Genomic DNA, 17,521 nt, shown 5'->3' with positions numbered 1-17,521 from the left:
GAGGATAAGAGGTTATGGGGCAGCCACTCATTCATTTACAGAATATCACGAAAGACTTCGACGGCACTATGGTGCTGGACGATTTAAACCTCTCCGTAAAGGAGAATACATTTGTCACATTGCTGGGACCCAGCGGCTGCGGAAAGACCACAACCCTGCGCATCATCGGCGGCTTTGAACGCCCGGACAAAGGTCAGGTGATCTTTGACGGACAGGATATCACAAGCCTGCCTCCCAACAAGCGCCAGTTAAACACAGTTTTCCAGAAATATGCGCTCTTTACCCACATGTCCATTTCGGAAAACATTGCCTTTGGCTTGAAAATTAAAAATAAATCCAGGTCCTACATTCAGGACAAGATTAAATATGCCTTAAAGCTGGTTAATTTAGACGGCTTTGAAAACCGCACTGTAAGCTCTTTAAGCGGCGGACAGCAGCAGCGTATTGCCATTGCAAGGGCCATCGTAAATGAGCCAAGGGTCCTTCTTTTGGACGAGCCTTTGGGCGCTCTTGACTTAAAGCTGAGACAGGATATGCAGTATGAGCTGATCCGTCTGAAAAACGAGCTGGGCATTACCTTTATCTACGTCACTCATGACCAGGAAGAGGCTCTTACCATGTCCGACACCATTGTAGTCATGAACCAGGGCTACATCCAGCAGATGGGAACCCCGGAAAACATCTACAATGAGCCGGAAAATGCTTTTGTGGCCGACTTCATCGGCGAAAGCAACATTGTGCCGGGAATCATGCTGCGGGATGAGCTGGTAGAAATCTTCCATGCCAAATTTGCCTGCGTGGACAAGGGCTTTGGAACTAACGCTCCCGTGGATGTGGTCATAAGGCCTGAGGACATTGATCTGGTGGAACCGGAACAGGGCTCCTTAACCGGTACTGTCACCCACCTGATTTTCAAGGGCGTTCATTATGAGATGGAAGTGACCTCTCCCGACGGTTTTGAATGGCTGGTACACAGCACGGACATGTTCCCAGTGGGACAGAAGGTGGGAATCCATGTGGATCCCTTTGATATCCAGATTATGAACAAGCCGGCTTCAGAGGATGAGGAGGCCGTGGGAATCAATGAGTAAGAAATTATTATCAGGTCCTTATCTCATGTGGATGATCGGTTTTATCCTCATCCCTCTGGCATTAATCGTATTTTACGGCCTTACCGACAGATCCGGGGCCTTTACCTTAGCCAATGTCATATCCATCGGATCGGCAGAACACGCAAAGGCTTTGTGGCTCTCCCTGGGCCTTTCCTTTATCAGTACTCTTCTCTGCCTGATTCTGGCCTATCCGCTGGCTCTTGTTCTTCGTTCCAGAGGCATGGGACAGGGAAGCTTTATTGTTTTTATCTTCATCCTCCCTATGTGGATGAATTTTCTTCTGCGCACCCTGGCATGGCAGACTCTTCTTGAAAAAAACGGAGTCATCAACGGGATCTTATCTTCCCTTCATCTGCCGACCCAGAGCCTGATCAACACACCCGGGGCCATTATCCTTGGTATGGTTTACAACTTCCTGCCGTTCATGGTTCTTCCTATTTACAATGTCCTTTCCAAAATTGACGACAGCGTCATCAATGCGGCCAGGGATTTAGGTGCCAACTCCTTTCAGGTTCTGCTGCGCATCCTGATGCCTTTAAGCATTCCGGGAGTCGTAAGCGGCATTACCATGGTATTTGTACCTGCCCTCACCACCTTTGTTATCTCAAACATCTTAGGAGGAAGCAAAATCCTCCTTATCGGAAATGTCATTGAGCAGGAATTCACCCGGGGAAGCAACTGGAATTTAGGCTCCGGCCTTTCTCTGGTCCTAATGATATTTATTCTGATCAGCATGGCCCTCATCGCCAAATATGACAAAAACGGGGAGGGAACAGCATTCTGATGAAAAGAAAAACTGCTTTAATCAAACGCTTGATCCAGGATTTTTACCTGGTGATCATTCTGGTGTTTTTATATGCACCCATCGCAACCATGATGGTGCTGTCCTTTAACAGCTCCAAATCCCGTACCCAGTGGGGCGGCTTTACCCTTCGCTGGTATCAGGACTTATTCGCCAGCAGTACCATTATGACGGCCCTTTACAATACCCTGCTGATCGCATTTTTGTCCTCACTCATTGCGGCCATTATCGGTACGGCGGCGGCCATTGCCATCAACAGCATGAACCGGGGGCCCCGCTCCCTGCTCATGGGAATCACCAACATTCCTATGCTCAATGCGGATATTGTAACAGGAATCTCTTTGATGCTGGCATTTATCGCCTTTGGGATTTCCCTGGGCTTTCAGACTATTTTGATTTCACATATTACTTTTAATATTCCATATGTGATTCTAAGTGTTATGCCGAAGTTGAAACAGACGGATAAGAGCACTTATGAGGCCGCCATGGACTTGGGAGCCACTCCGGTTTACGCCTTCTTTAAGGTCATTTTCCCGGATATCCTTCCGGGTGTGCTTTCCGGATTTTTACTGGCTTTTACCATGTCCCTTGACGATTTTATCATCACCCATTTTACAAAGGGAGCGGGTATCAACACCCTTTCCACCTTGATTTACAGCGAAGTAAGGCGGGGAATCAGGCCATCTATGTATGCCCTGTCAACCATTATCTTCCTTGCAGTTTTAGTGCTGCTTCTGCTCACCAACTTTGCACCGAAAAGAAAAAAATAACAGGAGAACAACCATATGAAAAAAAGACTATTTAAGGTTATGACCGCAGTTTCCTTGGCTGCCCTGCTGGCATCTGCCGCCACTGGATGCGGAAAGCAGTCTGCAAAGGCGGGAGCCGCAGGCGAGGTTTATGTTTACAACTGGGGAGAGTATATTGACGAAACCGTCATTGAGGAGTTTGAAAAGGAAACAGGAATTAAAGTTGTTTATGATATGTTTGAAACCAACGAAGAAATGTATCCTGTCATCGAGGCGGGCGGCGTGAAGTACGATGCCGTATGTCCTTCCGACTATATGATCCAGAAAATGATCGAAAACAATCTTCTGGCAGAAATCAACTTTGACAATGTGCCTAACTTAAAGGAAATAGACCCCCGGTATTTGGAAATGGCGAAAAGCATTGACCCGGAAAACAAATATTCTGTGCCTTATGCCTGGGGAACCGTAGGAATTCTTTATAACACCAGCCTGGTGGCTCCTGAAGACGTTCCTACCAAATGGTCTGACCTGTGGAACGAGAAGTTCAAAGATAATATCCTGATGCAGGACAGCGTCCGGGATGCCTTTATGGTGGCTTTAAAGTCCCTGGGATATTCCATGAACACCACCAATGAAGCTGAAATCAACGAGGCCAAGGAGCTATTGATCGGCCAGAAGCCTCTTGTTCAGGCCTACGTCATTGATCAGGTCCGTGACAAGATGATCGGCGGCGAAGCTGCTGTAGGCGTGATCTACTCCGGAGAAATGCTTTACATCCAGAATGAAGTGGAGGAGCTGGGCCTTGATTACTCCCTGGAATATGTGATTCCGGAAGAAGGAACCAACCTTTGGCTGGATTCCTGGGTAATCCCTGCCAACGCTCCTAATAAAGAAAATGCGGAAAAATGGATTAACTTCCTCTGCCGCGCTGATATCGCCAAGAAAAACTTTGAATACATCACCTATGCCACCCCCAACAAGGGCGCCTTTGACCTGTTAGACCCGGAAACCCAGAATAACAAAGCTGTTTTCCCGGATGCTGATAAGTTAAAGAACAGTGAAGTATTCCAATATCTTGGAAATGATGTGGACTCGCTTTACAACGAGGCATGGAAAGAGGTAAAATCTAACTAAAAGGAAAAGGGGAGGATTACAGCTATGGCTGAAAGTTTGGAAATACTTTTGAGGCAAGTGGTGGACATAGCCATTTTATTCTTCGAATTTATGGGGGTAATTGCAATCATCATTACGGGTTTTCGGGGAATCCGTGACAGTATCAGACACAATATGGATATCCGCTTAAATCTGGCTCAGGGTATGGCCCTGGGACTGGAATTTAAGCTGGGAAGCGAGATTCTCCGTACTGTTGTGGTACGGGAATTATCGGAGGTGGCAGTGGTGGCAGCCATCATCATCTTAAGAGCCGCCCTTACCTTCCTGATTCATTGGGAAATCAGGATTGAGAAGGAATCAATGGACGTAAAGTAAGAACAAAAAAGGGAATGCCTTGTAAGTTTCAAGGCATTCCCTTTTTTTATTCTTTTTATTAAGTATTAGTAATTAGTTATGAGAACTTCAACCGTAACGGCATCCCGCTCCTTAAACTGGTAATTGCAGTTAGAATAAGTCTTATCAATATAATGAACCTGATATCCCTTGCTCCATTCGATTAAAAGCTCATTGGACAGGCCCTTGTGGTACAGCACATTGGATAAGGCAAACCGGATTCCACGGACATCAAGCCGATCCAGCAGTTCTAAAAGCTGCTGCTCTTCCCTCTCCTTCCAGTCCTTAAAGCCCCTGTTTCCATCATTATAATTCCCAGTAGAAATCAGATAAGGGGGGTCACAGTAAACCAGATCCTCCGGCCCAAGACCCGTAAGGTCCAGCATAGTGAAGTCTTCATTTGCAAATTCAATGTTTTTCTCATGAAGAGCGCGGCAGAATTCCGTTAAGTTTTTTTCAATATTTCCATTAAAAGAGCTTCTGTTTCTCCCGAATGGAGAATTAAACTCATGGCTGTTATTAAAGCGTATCTGATGATTAAAGGCATAGCAGGCCAGCACAAACAGCTCCGTTAAGTCCTTGGTCCGGTTATAATGGGACCGGAGTGCATAATAGCCTTCTTTGTTTTGCTGGGTCAGCTCATATTGTTTGATCAAACCCTTAATCCGGTCCAGAAGCTTTTCCATATCTGACTGCCGGAACATCTGAAGCATCTCAATGAGATAAGTGATCTGGTCATTGCAGATAACTTTCTCCGCTTCCACATTGATTCCCACATTAAAGCCACCGGCAAAAACATCCACAAAGGTTCGGATATTTTCAGGAAATGCCTTGAAAATGGGTTCCAGAAGCTTGTACTTTCCCCCGGTGTAGTTTAAGGGACTTTTTATGTACATGGCGGCACCTGCTTTTCTATATAAAACAGCAGCTCCTTTAACCGCTCTGTTTCCTTTACCTTCCGGCTCTTGTACCTGCGGTAAGGGATTTCATAGATATGAAAGGTTTCCGGCTTTCCGTATTTTTTCATGGCCGACTCAATCTCCTCCAGAGACATCAGTCCGTCAGTGCTGTAGCTTAAGATGATGTGCTGAAACCGGGCATTTTCAAGCAATTCCTCAAATGCAGGAACAGCCCTGTGCTTCATGCAGAAATCCGATTTCTGCCCCTCAACCGGCCTTTGGCCTGTCACACCCTTCACCTCCGGGTAATCGTACCGGGCGGCTGTTTCAAGGACGTGGTAATTGGAAAGGTACTGGCGGGCATTGTAGGGGGGATCTATGTAGAGAACATCTCCCTGAATCCGCTTTAAAAGCTCTGTTCCGTTTTCATTGAAACACTGGTTTTGCTTTCCGTTATGGGGTACAGCCAAGCGGAACAGCTCATACCGCTTATAGCTTCGCCTCTCCCACTTTTTATGAAAGGCCCCGTAGGTGCCCGAGGTGTTGGACACAAATGGAATCCCCTCCACAATACAGGCAGTTAAGTAGTAATACTCATCCTCATTTAACAGTTCGGCCTTTTTCCAGTCCTCCACCGTGCATCTGGCAAAGTCAATCCGCAGGGCATTGTCATCATTCAAGTACATGCGGCCCCCGGCGGGAGCATAGGTATTCTGAAAAAAACGGCGTTCCTTTGGCAGCTCTTCCAATTCCTTCTTTTCCCTGCCGTTAAAATAATCGATAGGGTCCTGAATTCCGGTTTCCTCCTCCAAGCGGGCAAATTCCGGCACACTGTCATTTTCAACTGTGGCCCTTTGCAGCACATAGGAAAAATACAGCAGGTCATTGGAATAGACCTGATACCACTGTTTAAAATATCTGGCTACCGCAGCGGTTCCGGAAAATATATCACAAAAGCTCTTGGCGTTCGGCGCCTTTTCATCCACTACATATTTAATCTGGTCCAGCAGCAATGTCTTGCTTCCAATAAATCTCATTGTTTTCTTGCTCCCATTTATCTAAGGAAGTTCGATGGCCCCTGGCTCACCGAACTTCAAAATTATGCCTCATATGATTATAATGGAAAAGCGGAAAAAACACAAGGAAAGGATTAATTCTGATACACCCGTATGGCATTGCGGCTTTCCTTTGCTTCATACAGGGCCTGATCGGCATGGGTGAAAAGGCGTACCGGATCAATGCTGCCGTTGTAAAAAGCCAGGCCAAAGCTGGCTGTCATTTCTATGGATGTTCCCTCCTCTAAACGAAGGTTTAAAAGCTCCTTGCTGAGCCTTTCACAAACAGCAATGGCCTCCTCCAGCCTGACATTGCAAAACAGAAGGCAGAACTCATCTCCTCCATACCGGTAGGGAATATAAGATTTGGAATGCTCCTTTAAAAGTCCTGCAAAGCTTTTTAAGCAGAGGTCCCCCATTTGGTGTCCCATCTTATCGTTGATGTCTTTAAACTTATCCAGGTCTGTAATAGCCAGTATGTACCTGCTGCCTTTGTCTTCCTCAATGTCCTTTAACGCTTCATGAAGGGCCTTCCGGTTAAAAATGCCGGTCAGTTCATCGATCTTCAGCCTCTGTCTCAATTCGTACTTTTCCAGTTCCATCTGTATGCTGGCTTCATTTTTCTTCTTTTCATACCGGATTACCACCATGCTGGCTGTGGAAATAGCCAGCAGAATGATCAGTGAAATGATAAAGTCTCCCAGCCTGTGGGCACTTTTAAAAATACTGATCTTATCAGGGTCCCATGTTACAAACAGCTCCGAAAAAATAATGGCTGCCACACACATCAGGGCCGTAGTACTGGTCACCCGGTAATTGGAATAAATAGTCGTCAGCAGGATCGCCATGGTAAATATATAATAGGTTGATGTAAACGCACTGTGAACAGAAAACAGGATGAAGCAGACGGTTACCAGGGATAAGGATACGGTATAAATCTTAAAATTCTGTGATAAGGTCTTGGATCTCATCACCGCCGTGTCAACCGCAATGCACAGGAAATTCAAGGTACTTGGTACAATGATATATTTTAAAATATACCGGTCTAAGGTGGTGTTAAGCAATTCGGAGTGAACAAATATCAGGCTCATGGCGCACTCTGCAACCAGAGCAGCCACTACCAGCCCAATTGCTATTTTGTAATGAAGCAAAAGCCAGTCCCTGTCAATTTTCCTGTATTCTTCCTGGATATCGGCTGCATGGCTGTCAACCGGATTCCCCTTTTTTTCCGTTCCTTTAAATGCCGTTAACATACTTCATTTTTTCCTCATCGTAATGGTATCATTTGTATCATTCTTCGAATCCGATAAAATCTCCCCGTTTTTCCACGATGCGATAGCCTACGGAAGCAACCCTGTTCCTTAAACAGACATTGCACTCCGCCGCCTCTTCTCCTGTGCAGATCTTATTATCATACAGCTCATACTTTTTCCTGACTCCAATAGGAGATAAGTTCGGCATCAGGACGTTGGCTCCCGCCAGAATTCCCGCCTCCCTGCCTTTGGGATCAATGGTTCCCAGGGCTGTGGTAGATGGTAAAAGTCCATTGGGAATCATAAGCCTTAAAATGCCGATAAGAAAAAGGGTAAGGTCCATGCTGCCTGCCGGGAAATCCCCAAAAGGCGTGTCCTTATGGGGGATAAAAGGCCCTATGCCCACCATCTGAGGGGACAGTTCCTTAATAAACAGAAGATCTTCTGCAAGACATTCTGTCGTCTGATAAGGAGATCCCACCATAAATCCGGTGCCCACCTGATATCCGATCTTTTTTAAGTTCCTCAGACATTCTTTTCTGTTTTCCAGGGATAAGGAATCCGGGTGAAGAGCCCTGTAGTGGGCATCGTCAGCCGTCTCATGACGGAGCAGATAGCGGTTCGCCCCTGCTTCGTAATATTTCAGATACTGGTCATAAGTCTTTTCTCCAAAAGAAAGGGTGATGGCGCAGTCGGGATATCCTTCTCTTATGCTTTTTACAATATCCACCACTGCTTCATCTGTAAATGCACCGTCCTCTCCTCCCTGAAGCACGAAAGTCCGGAAGCCCAGCTCATGTCCTGTTTCGCAGCAGGAAAGAATCTCTTCCTTGGTTAACCGGTAGCGGTCCACATTTTTGTTACTTCTTCTGATTCCGCAGTAATAGCAGTCATTTTTACAGTAATTGGTAAATTCGATCAAACCTCTGGTGTAGACCTCATTTCCAAAGTACTTTCCGCTTAAGGACCTGGACAGGGAAAACAGGTATTCACTTGTTTCCTTATCGTAATGTTCCAGCAGGTAAATAAACTCGTCCTTTTCCAGGGTCTGATTCTGGTACAGCTTATCAATCAGGTTTTTCATATATTCTCCATCACCCTCCATTATCCAAGGTTTTCAACTAACTGAATCCTCATGCCGTCAGGGTCTTTTATAAAGAAAAACCTCACGTTAGGATTTGGCTGGACCGGTTCTCCGATCACATCGATTCCCTTTTCTTTTACCAGAGAAAGAGTCTCTTCAAGAGATACCACTTCAAACCCCCAGCTGATATCTTCTCCGACATTTATTTTCTTTTTATTTCCGTCGCATATGAGCTCAATCTGGGTTTCACCCGCGCCCAAGAATGCAATTTCAGTCCCAGGCCCGGCGGGAAACCGATTGATCAGGGAAAGACCTGCGATTTCTTCGTAAAATTTTATTGATTGATCTAAATCTGTGACGTTTAACGTACTCCAGCAAAATTTCATAGAGGCATCCTCCTAAAATATCAATTGTATTTATTTGCGGTTTCATTGATTAATTGTAATCATATATTATACTCCTCTTTTTGTAAACCAGCAATCGCCAAACGCAGATCATTCACTGGTAATCTTCATGAAAAAATGCCTTTCAGCCTCCATATGTATTCATTCTTTCTTCTTATTTAGTTGTATAGTATAGAATTTCGCTGTAAAAATCAATCATTTCTGATAAAGGCTTATAGACAATCCAATTATTCAGTAAAAAATTACTTATTTTACTTTACATAACTTTTATTATATTGTATACTTAATTAAACTCTTCTTAAGGGCACCGTTTTCCCCAAATTCTTCGGTGCTCTTTTTTTACTATTTTACAGCCAAAAATAAGGAAGTCCGGCATTTACCGAGACTTCCCTATTTTTACATTCAAACCTTAAATTTATATAAACTTTTTCACATAGTAATTGCCTTTTTGCTATATTATATAGTATAGTTATGTTGAGGAAGTATGTAAATATTTATTCATCATTTTTAAAGAACAGGAAGTGATCCTATGAAGATAGAACGTATCAACGAAAACCAGATCCGCTGTACGCTTACCAGCTTTGATCTAAGCCTCCGGAACCTCAACTTAGGCGAACTTGCTTATGGCAGTGAAAAAGCACGCAGCCTGTTCCGCGAAATGATCCAGAAAGCCTCCAATGAGGTAGGGTTTGAAGCAGAAGATATTCCTCTCATGGTAGAAGCAATTCCCTTGTCTAACGAAAGCGTGATGCTGGTCATCACAAAAATTGAAGACCCGGAAGAATTAGATACCAGGTTTGCAAAGTTTTCACCGTCTTCTGAGGGAGACTTAGACTCTATATCAAGTGATTTAGCCAGCGAGCTTTTAGAAGGTGCCGACGGGCTGCTGAGCCTGCTGGGAATCGATAAAAAGGAAGAATCGGAAGAAAAACAGCCGAAGGAACCGTCAGGCTCCTCAGCAATAAGAATCTACTGCTTTCAGAATCTGGATCAGATCTCTGACGCTGCAAGGACCATCGGACAGGTTTACGATGGAGAAAATACATTATACAAAAAACCCGACTCCAGACAGTATTATCTGGTGGTCCGCAATACTCCTGAAAAATCCCAGAACTTCAGCCGCGTCTGTAACCTGCTTGCAGAGTACGGATCTAAGGTTCATCAGGATTACGCCTCTGAAGCGTATTTTATGGAACATTACGAGGTGCTGATCAAGGATCATGCCCTCCAGTCTTTGGCAAAGCTTTAAATAAAACATCAAAATGAGGTTCAGCCCTTTTTACAGGGCGAACCTCATTTTTTGTATTCCCGGGAACCTTAAAATCCCAAAGCTTCCTCCAGAAAAAACATGGCAACCAGTTCCAGAGTGGCATCAGTTTCCTTACAGGGAATTAATATCCAGTTATGGATCATCTTTGCACCTTTTTTATAAAGGATTTTCGTTTCTTTTAATGCTTTGGCCTTTTCAGCCAGAAGCTCACAGTCAGGAGTCAGAATCTCCTCTGTTCCGGACAGCACCAGAATCTGCCCCAGATGGTTCCAGTCTCCGTAAAGGGGGGAAACCAGGGGATCATCCGGCTCTAAGGCGCCCCGGTAGCGGATTCCCGCCTCCTTTAATGCCTCCACCGGAAGGATGGGATCTGACTTCTTTGCTATTTTTATTTTAGGATTGTCAAGGCCCAGGTCAAGCCATGGCGAAATGACGGCAGTTCGCTCAGGCATGGGCAGGCCCTTATTCCTTAATTCCTGCAAAAATGCAAGGGCCAGACCGCCTCCGGAAGAATCTCCCAACAGGAAAAATTTATCCTCAGGATACTCTTCCCTCAGACAGAGGTATGCATTGGTCAAATATTGATGGGCGGCTAAGGCTGTGTATTCCGGTGCTAAAGGGCATTGGAGTATGGACACTCTCACCTGTTCTTTTATGGCAAAATGCTCTCCCAGCTCCCTGTAACGCTTTGACGGCTCCAGGGTGTAGGCGCCTCCGGGAACCATGAGAATGTGGTTATTTTTCACGTAGCTTCCATTTATGGTCACTCCCTGAAAGCCATCCACGTTCCAGGACTTTACCCGCACCTTCTTTGAAAACTGGTCCTGATCCAATTCCCGGCTCCCTCTGGACGGCTGCTCCAGAGCAAGGGCCATTTCTTTCTCCCTTTTACCCATAGCTGCAAAAATCCTGGTCATCTCTGATTTTAAACTCATGAAGGTCATCTCTCCTTTCCCCGAATTCCTTCTTTTCCAGCACATTTCTTTCAGGTTACCAGCATATCACACTCAATGGGCTTGCTCAACCATTTTTTACTGCTTCCCCCTTTTCTCCTTTATCCTCTTCCGGTATTGGAGGGGGGATTCTCCTTCTGACAGCAGAAAGCTTTTACAGAACACCGAGGCATCGTGAAAGCCGCAGGATAGGCCGATTTCCGTGATCGTAAGCCCTGTATGTTCCAGCAGCCTCTTTGACTCTGTGATCCGGTAAGCGGTCAGGTAATGCTTGGGGGATATTCCTTTGTATTTCACAAACAGTTTATAAAGGTAGGTCCGGTCAATTCCCACATGCCTGGCTACGTCATGAATCTGTATGGGGTAGCTGTAATTGTGGTGAATATACCCTTCCGCCCCTGACAAATAGCGCTGTTCGTAGTCCATTTCCCTCCAGTCCCTTGGAAACTTGGAAAACAGGAGATAGAAATATCCGGTCATTTCGTCCATGTTGTGCCTTCCATTCTGAAAGGACTGCACCAAAAGGGACATGGGCGGCTGCCAGCCCTCTTCTTTTCCGAACCGGTACACATAGCCCTTTTCTTCCTGCCGGTATTCCGAAAGAAGCCTCTCTGCCTCACTGCCTGCAAATGCCACCCAGGCATATTCCCACGGGTCTTGCCCATCGGCCCTGTAATAAGTGACCTCCTGAGGCTTAATTAAGAATGCCTCTCCAGCCCCCAGCGCATACTCCTCTCCTCCGGCCCGGTAAATCCCCTTTCCCTTAAACACCACATGCATCAGATAGTGTTTCCGGATAGCCGGTCCGAAAAAGTGTCCGGCCGCACACTGCTCATGACCGCAGTTATATATGGTTATGCCCCCGCTTCCCTGGTTCATTTTCACCCTCCATGCAACAAAATGACAATTTTATGAAACAATTTCCCTATCTTTTTTTATCTGATAATTATACAATATTCTCATCAGCGGTACAACAGAAACAAGGAGGAAATATCATGGTAAAGATCACTTTTTTAGGGGCAGGAAGCACCATATTTGCCAGAAATGTTCTGGGAGACTGCATGTGCACCCCGGCCCTTCAGGACGCGGAGATCGCCCTTTATGACATTGATGAAGGCCGTCTTAAGGATTCAGAAATCATTTTAAGTGCAATCAACAAAAATGTGAATGAGGGCCGGGCGGCCATTAAGACCTTTTTAGGAGCGGAAAACCGGAAGGCGGCATTAAAGGGAGCTTCCTTTGTGGTAAATGCCATTCAGGTGGGAGGCTACGATCCCTGCACCATTACAGATTTTGAAATACCGAAAAAATACGGCTTAAGACAGACCATTGCAGATACCCTTGGAATCGGAGGGATTATGAGAGGACTCCGTACCATCCCTGTTATGGAAGAATTTGCAAGGGATATGGAAGAGGTATGCCCGGATACTTATTTCCTCAATTATACCAATCCAATGTCCATACTGACCGGATATATGCAGCGCTACTCCAGCATTAAAACAGTGGGACTATGCCACAGCGTGCAGGTATGCTCCGAAAAGTTACTGAAGGGGCTTGATATGGAGGATAAGCTGGAGGGCAGAACTGAGCTGATTGCAGGAATCAATCACATGGCCTGGCTTTTAAACCTTTATGACAAAGATGGAAATGACCTTTACCCCATCATCCGCCAGAAAGCCCTTGAGAAAAACCAAAGGGAAAAACACAAGGATATGGTCCGCTTTGAATACATAAAACATTTGGGATATTATTGTACGGAATCCAGCGAACACAATGCGGAATATAACCCATTTTTCATAAAATCCAGATATCCGGAAATGATCGAAGAATTCCAAATTCCCTTAGACGAATATCCGCGCCGCTGTATCAGGCAGATCAATGAATGGGAAGAGGAAAAAAACTCCATTTTAAACGATGGAAAGATCACCCATACCCGTTCCCACGAATACGCTTCTTATATCATGGAGGCCATTATCACCAACAAGCCTTATAAAATCGGCGCAAATGTAATGAATCACGGACTGATTGACAACCTTCCTGCCGAGGCCTGCGTGGAGGTTCCCTGTCTGGTGGACGGAAGCGGAATCACTCCCTGCCATGTGGGACGGATTCCCACTCAATTAGCGGCCATGAACGTGACTAATATCAATCCTCAGCTTCTCACCATAGAAGCGGCCCGTGACAGAGATATCAACAAAATTTACCAAGCAGCCATGATGGATCCACATACTGCTGCAGAACTCAACATTAAGGATATCCGGAGCATGGTTGATGAATTGGTGGAGGCTCATGGAGATTATATGAAGATGTACCGTTCCTGAAATTGAGAAATAAAAACACCTGCCTTCCCCTGATGCGATCCCCATAAGTTAGGCCTAAAAATCCAACTTATGGGAGGTCACATCACCTCAGGCAGGTATTTTCTTATTCATTTCAAACCATTTTCACCGGCAAGACCTTTCGCCTTCCGGCATACCCGTCTAAAGTCTTTTCAACGAGATCTGCCAAGACTGATACTGCCCTAAATCCAAAGGCAGGGGAAGTCCGGCCTTCATTAAAGTTTTGCCCCTGTAAGCCTTTCCCGTCCCTTCCAGCAGATACTTTCCCTCTTCCTCCAGGCCCTTAAGCCGGATATATCTGGAGGGCTCATTCCCATGGGCATGAAGGCTAACTACATGAACCAAAGCCTCTGACTGATCCTTTGATACAAACTCCCAGGCTGCCGTCTCCAAATCCTCCAAAGAACTGGTCAGGCGGTAATAATCTCCGTTATGAATGACATTCCAGTGTTTGCGGAAATCTGCTATCTGACTTTTCACCGCCTCCTTCTCTTCTTCTGTGATCCTGCCAAGATCCAGCTCATAACCGAAGTTTCCGGCCATGGATACCACACCTCTGGTCTCTATGGAGGTCTCTCTCCCTGTCTGGTGATTGGGGGAAGCGGATACGTGAGAACCTACGGCTGATATGGGATAGGCATAGGATGTGCCCTCCTGAATACGGATTCTGTCTATAGCATCGGTGTTGTCACTGCACCATATCTGAGGGGTATAATACAGCATACCGGCATCGAACCTTCCGCCCCCGCCGCTGCAGCCCTCTATAAGCAAATCCGGATACCTCTGAAATAGCCGTTCCAAAACATCATAAAGTCCCAGCATGTAGCGGTACAGAACAGCCCCCTGGCCGGAAGCCCCGGAGGAAGCCGAGTATACGTCACTGATACTCCGGTTGAAATCCCATTTTAAATATTCAATGTTGGCGCTGTCCAGCACCTGGCAGATTTTATCAAAGATATGGTCAGCAACTTCTTTCCTTGAAAGATCCAGAACAAGCTGATAACGGGCCCGCACCGGTTTCCGTCCCGGAATAGCCAGGGCCCAGCCGGGATGTTCCCTGTAAAGGTCACTTTCCTCATTTACCATTTCCGGCTCCATCCAGATCCCAAATTTCATTCCAAGGCCGTTGATTTTCTTTACCAGCCCGGAAAGAGGTTCGCCCAGCTTCTTCTCATTGACCGTCCAGTCTCCCAGCCCTTCCAAGTCACTGTTCCGTTTTCCGAACCAGCCGTCATCGAGAACAAACATTTCTGCTCCCAGCTCAGAAGCCTGTCTGGCAATTTCATAAATCTTCTCTCCGGTAAAGTTAAAATAAGTCGCCTCCCAGTTGTTGATGAGAATGGGCCTTGGAGCATTTTTATATTTTCCCCTGCACAAATGGCTGCGGAACGTGTCATGATAATTGTGGGACAGCCTGGAAAGACCTTTTTCTGAGAAGCTCATAACAGCTTCCGGTGTATAGAACTCCTCCCCCGGCCCCAGCTCATAGGAAAACAGATCATCCTGCAGGCCCATCACCAGTCTGGTCTGACCATACTGGTCCAGCTCTGCTTCTGCCTTAAAGCCCCCGCTGTATACCAGACACATTCCATAGCATTCTCCAAAATCCTCTGTGGTCTTCCGGTCTGAAAGGATCAGAAATGGATTATACTGATGGCTGGAGGTCCCTCTCTTGCTTCCAAAGGACTGGATTCCGTGGTGCAGGGGCCGCCTTTGTAGATTTCTCTCCATCTCATGCCGTCCGAAGAAGCTGTGTAAATCATAATCTCCGTAAAGAAAGTCCAGACAGGCTGACAGAGCCCGTTCCACAGTAATTGCCTCATTCCCGCCGTTGGAGACCCTTGCGCAGCGGGTAATCACATCCCTCTCCTCCAAAACACCGTAATACAGGGTCACTTCCAGCTTATTAGCCTCATCCTCCAGATAGATTTCCAGGGTATCCCCCTCCTCTTCCCCTGCGTAAACCGCAGGAAGTCCGGGGATTCCATACTTTCCTTTTCTGATCTTATGCCCCTTAAAGCGCAGGTCACAGCTATAGGTGCCATCCCCATTTTTCACAGTCATGCAGCAGGTCCGGTAATCCCCGGTTCCGTCTGTGGGGTATTCCTGGGGAAGGCAGTCCAGGGAATACGTTCTGTCCCGGTCCGCCTCATAGGGATTTCCGGAAAAACCTCTGTCCTGGTAAGTCAAAAGATATTCTGTAGGATCAGTCAGCCTGCTTCCATAGTAAAGATGAAGCAAATGCCCGAATTTTCCCACCTGAAGCTGGTAGGTTGAGTTTCTGGTGTGAAGAGCGTATATCTTCTGCTCTTGGTTGTATTGAATCGACATAAAAAGTCCTCCAAGTTGTAAATGTTATCTTTAAAGCTTTCCTCCGGATGTGGCAATTCCTTCAATAAACTGCCTTTGGAAGATTAAGTACAGGATGATCATGGGAATACAGGCGATCAGGGAAGCCGCCATCAGCTCCGGGAATTTGGCGATATACTGTCCCTGCATTTTTGCGAGGGCAGATGCCAGGGTAGCTTTGTTGCTGTCCGTGTTGACGATCATGGGCCACATAAGGTCTTTGTAAGCAAACACTGCGGTGAAAATGCCCAGGGCCACCATAGAAGACTTTGTCAAGGGTGCCATAATAAACAGAAAGGTCTGGCCGATGTTGCAGCCGTCAAGACGTGCTGCCTCTTCCAGTTCCCTTGGAAGCCCCCGGTAGGACTGTTTCAGCAAAAAGGTGCCGAATGCCGTTACAAGTCCCGGAAACAGAAGGCCCATGGTACTGTTTAATAGGTTCAGCCTGCTGACCATTAAGTACTGGGGAATAATGAATATTTGGGCAGGCACCATCATCTGAAACAGCACCAGGGAAAAGGCCAGATTCTTTCCCTTAAAATCAAGACGTCCAAAGGCGTATCCGGCCATGGTGGCAGTCAGAACGGCAGCCAATACACGGCCTGCAATAAGAAGTATGGTATTCCAATATAATTTCACGAAATCCATGTTTTTTATAACTTCTGAAAATGCTTCTGTTCTCCATACCCTGGGAAAAATAATAAACGGGTCCACACTGGTGGATTCTGTCATTGATTTAAATGAGGTCAGCACCATCCAGGCAAAAGGGACCAGCATAATAAAGGAAAATACCAGCAGTACGGCATGTAAAGAAGCGGTTTTTATCTTCCTGTTGTTTTCCATAGCTTTCCCTCCTAATTATAGTAGACCCATTTTTTCTGGGCATAAGTCTGAAAAACAGTGATGAGCATGATCACTGCCAGAAGCAGTACCACAATGGCGGCTCCATATCCCTTGTTTCCATTGACAAAGGAATACCGGTAGAATAAGTATACCAGGGACTGGGTTTTATAAAGGGCAGGATTGCTCTTTTCCATAACCATGAATATGTAGTCAAAAAGCTGCATGGCTCCGATGACTCTTGTGATGCAGACAAAGAAGATGGTAGGTGAAATAAGAGGCAGGGTGATGTTAAAAAACTGGCTGATTCCGCTGGCTCCGTCAATCTGGGCAGCCTCATAGTAATCTCCCGGAACCTCCTGAAGTCCTGCTAAAAACAGAACCATGTTGTAGCCGATAACGGACCAGATTCCTATGACTGCAATGGAAAAAACAGCAATCTTAGGATTGGAAATCCATGCGATATTCTTTCCTATGATGTGGTTAAGCAGCCCGAATTCTGAGTTATAGAGCCACCTCCACACCATGGCAATGGCAGCCGGGGCGGCCACCATTGGGAGGAAGAAGATGGTTCTGTAGGCGGAACGCCCCCTCATCTTCTGGTTCAGCAGAACAGCCAGCACCAGAGCGATGACAATGGAACAGGGTACTTCAACCACAGAATATTTCAGCGTATTGAGCAGCGCCTGCCATACCTCTTTATCCTGAAAGAGTTTGGCATAATTGCCAAACCCTATAAAAACATTTCCCTTTCCGAAATCACCTGTTTTAAAAAAACTCTGGTAAATGGTCTGAAAGATTGGGATGATATTGAGAATCATAAGTCCTGTCATGGTAGGCAGTATAAACAGCCAGCCCCATATGGTTTCATTGTATTTTCTCTTTGTGAACTTTTTTTCCTCCATG

General features: G+C 46.0%; 17 protein-coding genes. 7 read left to right on the top strand and 10 right to left on the bottom strand.

Features of this window, described 5'->3' with window-relative positions; translation table 11 throughout:
• The first annotated feature begins 14 nt into the window (after positions 1-14).
• Genes potA through V7M78_RS07950 form a run of 5 tightly spaced genes read left to right on the top strand, consistent with a single transcriptional unit; the run spans position 15 to position 4,151 of the window.
• The gene (gene potA / locus V7M78_RS07970) at positions 15-1,091 is read left to right on the top strand and encodes a spermidine/putrescine ABC transporter ATP-binding protein (RefSeq protein ID WP_333648213.1); all 1,077 of its coding nucleotides are present in this window, start codon (positions 15-17) and stop codon (positions 1,089-1,091) included.
• Positions 1,084-1,896: an ABC transporter permease gene (locus V7M78_RS07965; protein WP_333648211.1), complete on the top strand. Its 813-nt coding sequence runs from the start codon at positions 1,084-1,086 to the stop codon at positions 1,894-1,896. The genes potA and V7M78_RS07965 overlap by 8 nt, the downstream gene beginning before the upstream one ends.
• The gene (locus tag V7M78_RS07960) at positions 1,896-2,684 is read left to right on the top strand and encodes an ABC transporter permease (protein ID WP_333648209.1); all 789 of its coding nucleotides are present in this window, start codon (positions 1,896-1,898) and stop codon (positions 2,682-2,684) included. Before V7M78_RS07965 ends, V7M78_RS07960 begins: the two co-directional genes overlap by 1 nt.
• A gap of 15 nt (positions 2,685-2,699) precedes the next feature.
• On the top strand, positions 2,700-3,797 hold the full coding sequence (locus V7M78_RS07955; protein WP_333648207.1) for an ABC transporter substrate-binding protein: 1,098 nt from the start codon (positions 2,700-2,702) through the stop codon (positions 3,795-3,797).
• Between the two features lie 24 nt (positions 3,798-3,821).
• Positions 3,822-4,151 (top strand): DUF1622 domain-containing protein, encoded by a 330-nt coding sequence (locus V7M78_RS07950; RefSeq protein WP_333648205.1) that lies wholly within the window; start codon positions 3,822-3,824, stop codon positions 4,149-4,151.
• Positions 4,152-4,216: 65 nt separating this feature from the next.
• Here V7M78_RS07950 and V7M78_RS07945 read toward each other — a convergent pair whose 3' ends face one another.
• The 5 genes from V7M78_RS07945 to V7M78_RS07925 form a co-directional block, all read right to left on the bottom strand.
• Complete coding sequence (locus tag V7M78_RS07945) at positions 4,217-5,065, bottom strand: DNA adenine methylase (RefSeq protein ID WP_333648203.1); 849 nt, start codon at positions 5,063-5,065, stop codon at positions 4,217-4,219.
• Positions 5,056-6,105: a DNA adenine methylase gene (locus V7M78_RS07940; protein WP_333648201.1), complete on the bottom strand. Its 1,050-nt coding sequence runs from the start codon at positions 6,103-6,105 to the stop codon at positions 5,056-5,058. Before V7M78_RS07940 ends, V7M78_RS07945 begins: the two co-directional genes overlap by 10 nt.
• Before the next feature lie 113 nt (positions 6,106-6,218).
• On the bottom strand, positions 6,219-7,376 hold the full coding sequence (locus V7M78_RS07935; RefSeq protein WP_333648199.1) for a GGDEF domain-containing protein: 1,158 nt from the start codon (positions 7,374-7,376) through the stop codon (positions 6,219-6,221).
• A 37-nt stretch (positions 7,377-7,413) separates the two neighbouring features.
• Positions 7,414-8,460 carry a [FeFe] hydrogenase H-cluster radical SAM maturase HydE gene (gene hydE / locus V7M78_RS07930; RefSeq protein ID WP_333648197.1) on the bottom strand — a complete coding sequence of 349 codons (1,047 nt, stop codon included), beginning with the start codon at positions 8,458-8,460 and terminating at the stop codon, positions 7,414-7,416.
• Positions 8,461-8,480: 20 nt separating this feature from the next.
• On the bottom strand, positions 8,481-8,846 hold the full coding sequence (locus V7M78_RS07925) for a VOC family protein (protein ID WP_333648195.1): 366 nt from the start codon (positions 8,844-8,846) through the stop codon (positions 8,481-8,483).
• A gap of 547 nt (positions 8,847-9,393) precedes the next feature.
• Between V7M78_RS07925 and V7M78_RS07920 the strand changes: the two genes are divergently transcribed.
• Positions 9,394-10,113, top strand: a complete 720-nt coding sequence (locus tag V7M78_RS07920; RefSeq protein ID WP_333648193.1) for an adaptor protein MecA — start codon at positions 9,394-9,396, stop codon at positions 10,111-10,113.
• Positions 10,114-10,181: 68 nt separating this feature from the next.
• Here the strand turns inward: V7M78_RS07920 and V7M78_RS07915 are convergent, their stop codons facing one another.
• Positions 10,182-11,069, bottom strand: coding sequence for an alpha/beta hydrolase (locus tag V7M78_RS07915; RefSeq protein ID WP_333648191.1), 888 nt, complete (start codon positions 11,067-11,069; stop codon positions 10,182-10,184).
• A 96-nt stretch (positions 11,070-11,165) separates the two neighbouring features.
• Complete coding sequence (locus V7M78_RS07910; RefSeq protein ID WP_333648189.1) at positions 11,166-11,966, bottom strand: AraC family transcriptional regulator; 801 nt, start codon at positions 11,964-11,966, stop codon at positions 11,166-11,168.
• Positions 11,967-12,082: 116 nt separating this feature from the next.
• Here V7M78_RS07910 and V7M78_RS07905 point away from each other — a divergent pair, with 116 nt between their 5' ends.
• Positions 12,083-13,408 (top strand): alpha-glucosidase/alpha-galactosidase, encoded by a 1,326-nt coding sequence (locus V7M78_RS07905; RefSeq protein ID WP_333648186.1) that lies wholly within the window; start codon positions 12,083-12,085, stop codon positions 13,406-13,408.
• A 159-nt stretch (positions 13,409-13,567) separates the two neighbouring features.
• Here the strand turns inward: V7M78_RS07905 and V7M78_RS07900 are convergent, their stop codons facing one another.
• The 3 genes from V7M78_RS07900 to V7M78_RS07890 are packed head-to-tail and all read right to left on the bottom strand — an operon-like array spanning position 13,568 to position 17,520.
• Positions 13,568-15,757: an alpha-galactosidase gene (locus V7M78_RS07900; RefSeq protein WP_333648184.1), complete on the bottom strand. Its 2,190-nt coding sequence runs from the start codon at positions 15,755-15,757 to the stop codon at positions 13,568-13,570.
• A gap of 30 nt (positions 15,758-15,787) precedes the next feature.
• The gene (locus V7M78_RS07895; RefSeq protein ID WP_333648182.1) at positions 15,788-16,618 is read right to left on the bottom strand and encodes a carbohydrate ABC transporter permease; all 831 of its coding nucleotides are present in this window, start codon (positions 16,616-16,618) and stop codon (positions 15,788-15,790) included.
• 11 nt (positions 16,619-16,629) lie between these two features.
• Complete coding sequence (locus tag V7M78_RS07890; protein ID WP_333648180.1) at positions 16,630-17,520, bottom strand: carbohydrate ABC transporter permease; 891 nt, start codon at positions 17,518-17,520, stop codon at positions 16,630-16,632.
• Position 17,521: the final 1 nt, after the last annotated feature.

The organism is Lacrimispora sp., assembly GCF_036758025.1.
GTDB lineage: Bacteria > Bacillota > Clostridia > Lachnospirales > Lachnospiraceae > Lacrimispora.
The sequence above is the reverse complement of the archived record's forward strand: the minus strand, read 5'-3'. Positions and strand labels throughout refer to the sequence as shown.